Origin of the sequence: Inquilinus limosus MP06, assembly GCF_000767795.1 — a bacterium.
GTDB classification, from domain to species: Bacteria; Pseudomonadota; Alphaproteobacteria; order DSM-16000; family Inquilinaceae; genus Inquilinus; species Inquilinus limosus_E.
This window is the reverse complement of record NZ_JANX01000861.1, coordinates 1-1,847: the sequence shown is the minus strand read 5'-3', so window position 1 is coordinate 1,847 and position 1,847 is coordinate 1. Positions and strand designations below refer to the sequence as shown.

The following is a 1,847-nucleotide window of genomic DNA, read 5'->3' as shown; positions in this document are numbered from 1 at the left end:
GGCTGCTGACTCGCCGAGGCCGGCGCGATGCTGCCCGAGTTGCCGGCCGATGTCGCGGCGGTGCCCAGCACCGGCGGCTATGTCGGCCTCAGGCTGGATGGCCCGCGCTCGCGCGACCTGTTGGCCAAGCTGGCCGCGATCGACCTGCATCCGGACATGCTGGCCGAGGGCGACTTCGCCACCGCCAAGCTGGAGCATGTGCGGATGCATCTGCAGCGCGCCGGGGCCGACGCCTTCGACCTGCTGCTGCCGGTATCCTATGCCGAATTCGCCCTCGGCGCCCTGGCCGACGGCGCGCTGGAGTATGGCGCCCGGATCGACCCGGCCGTGCTGCACCGCCCGCCCCCGCCGCAGGAATCGCCCCGACTGGTGCGGCTGAAGTAGGAGCGCAATTTTCTCCAAGCGACAGCACGGCATGGCGGCCTAATCCATGGCTCCCCGAACGCTCCGGAGAGCTTCCATGCCCCGCTATCCCTCCCTGCAGGCCGCCCTGTTCGCCGACGGCCCGGCGCCGGATCTGGCCGAGAAGATGGGCCTGTATGGCTGGCTGATCGGCGACTGGGAGATGGACACCCGCCTGTTCGCCGAGGACGGCACCGCCACGCCCGGAAGCGGCGAGATCCATTTCGGCTGGGCGCTGAACGGCCGCGCCATCCAGGATGTCTGGATCCTGCCCGGCGCCTTCTTCGGCACCACGCTGCGCATCTACGACCCCGGCCTCGATGCCTGGCACATCCTGTGGCACGACCCGCTGAAGCAGCTCTACACCCGCCAGCTCGGCCGGGCCGAAGGCCGCGACATCGTGCAGCTCGGCCGGGACAACAGCGGCGCCGCCATCCGCTGGAGCTTCCGCGAGATCACACCGGACAGCTTCACCTGGCGAGCCGAGCGGTCGGTGGACGGCGAACGCGACTGGCACCGGGTGGCCGAGTTCCAGGCCCGAAGGATCCGAGAACCGGCGGGTCCAGGGGCTGGCCGCGCCGCCGGTTCCGGCTAGATTGCTTCCGTCCCGCAACCGGAGAGGCCTGCGATGACGGATGACGAGCGTGCGATCCGCGACCTGGTCGAGACCTGGATGGCGGCCAGCAAGGCCGGCGACACGACGACAGTCCTGAGCCTGATGTCGGACGACGCCGTCTTCATGGTCCCCGGCCACGAACCCTTCGGCAAGGAGGCCTTCGCCGCGGCCTCGGCCGGCCAGTCGGAGTTCCGCATCGAGGGCGGCGGCGAGATCCGCGAGCTGCAGGTGCTGGGCGACTGGGCGTATCTGCGCAGCCATCTCGACATCACCATGATCCCGCCGGTCGGCCAGCGGGTGCGCCGCACGGGCTGGACCCTGACCATCCTGAGGAAGCAGCCGGACGGGCGCTGGCTGCTGACCCGCGACGCCAACCTGCTGACCGTGCAGCCCGCCGCGGCCGGAGGAGCCGAGCCTCCGCTGATACCGGAGACGTATCAAAGCGAGTAGACGCGATATTTGATCGATCAGACACGAATCGCCAAACAGGGCGGAGCCCACCAGCCCCGGAGGAAGCCGTGTCCGTCCTGCACGCGTCCCGAGCCGCCCTTCTCGCCATGGCCCTTGCCGCCGGCCCCGCCCAGGCGGCTTCGGACCTCGTCCGCGACGAGCTGCGGGCCACGACCGCGGACGGCATCGGCATCCGGGTCCGCGAGGTGCGGCCGCGCGACGGCGGCGCCGGCGAGCCGATCATCCTGGTGCATGGCGCCCGCGTGCCGGGGATCGCCTCGTTCGATCTCGACGTCCCGGGCGGCTCCCTGGCCGCGGATCTGGCCGAGCGGCTGGGCCGCGCCGTCTATGTCATGGACGCGCGGGGCTATGGCGGTTC

4 protein-coding genes are annotated in these 1,847 nt (G+C 71.0%); all 4 read left to right on the top strand.

Going from position 1 to position 1,847, the window contains the following annotated elements; translation table 11 throughout:
• The first annotated feature begins 27 nt into the window (after positions 1-27).
• Positions 28-384: a sarcosine oxidase subunit gamma family protein gene (locus tag P409_RS36695; protein WP_052121686.1), complete on the top strand. Its 357-nt coding sequence runs from the start codon at positions 28-30 to the stop codon at positions 382-384.
• Between the two features lie 76 nt (positions 385-460).
• On the top strand, positions 461-997 hold the full coding sequence (locus P409_RS33295; RefSeq protein ID WP_052121685.1) for a hypothetical protein: 537 nt from the start codon (positions 461-463) through the stop codon (positions 995-997).
• Positions 998-1,030: 33 nt separating this feature from the next.
• Positions 1,031-1,468, top strand: a complete 438-nt coding sequence (locus P409_RS33290) for a YybH family protein (RefSeq protein WP_034848774.1) — start codon at positions 1,031-1,033, stop codon at positions 1,466-1,468.
• Positions 1,469-1,536: 68 nt separating this feature from the next.
• On the top strand, positions 1,537-1,847 hold a 311-nt coding region (locus tag P409_RS40475; protein ID WP_430515677.1), incomplete at its 3' end, for an alpha/beta fold hydrolase.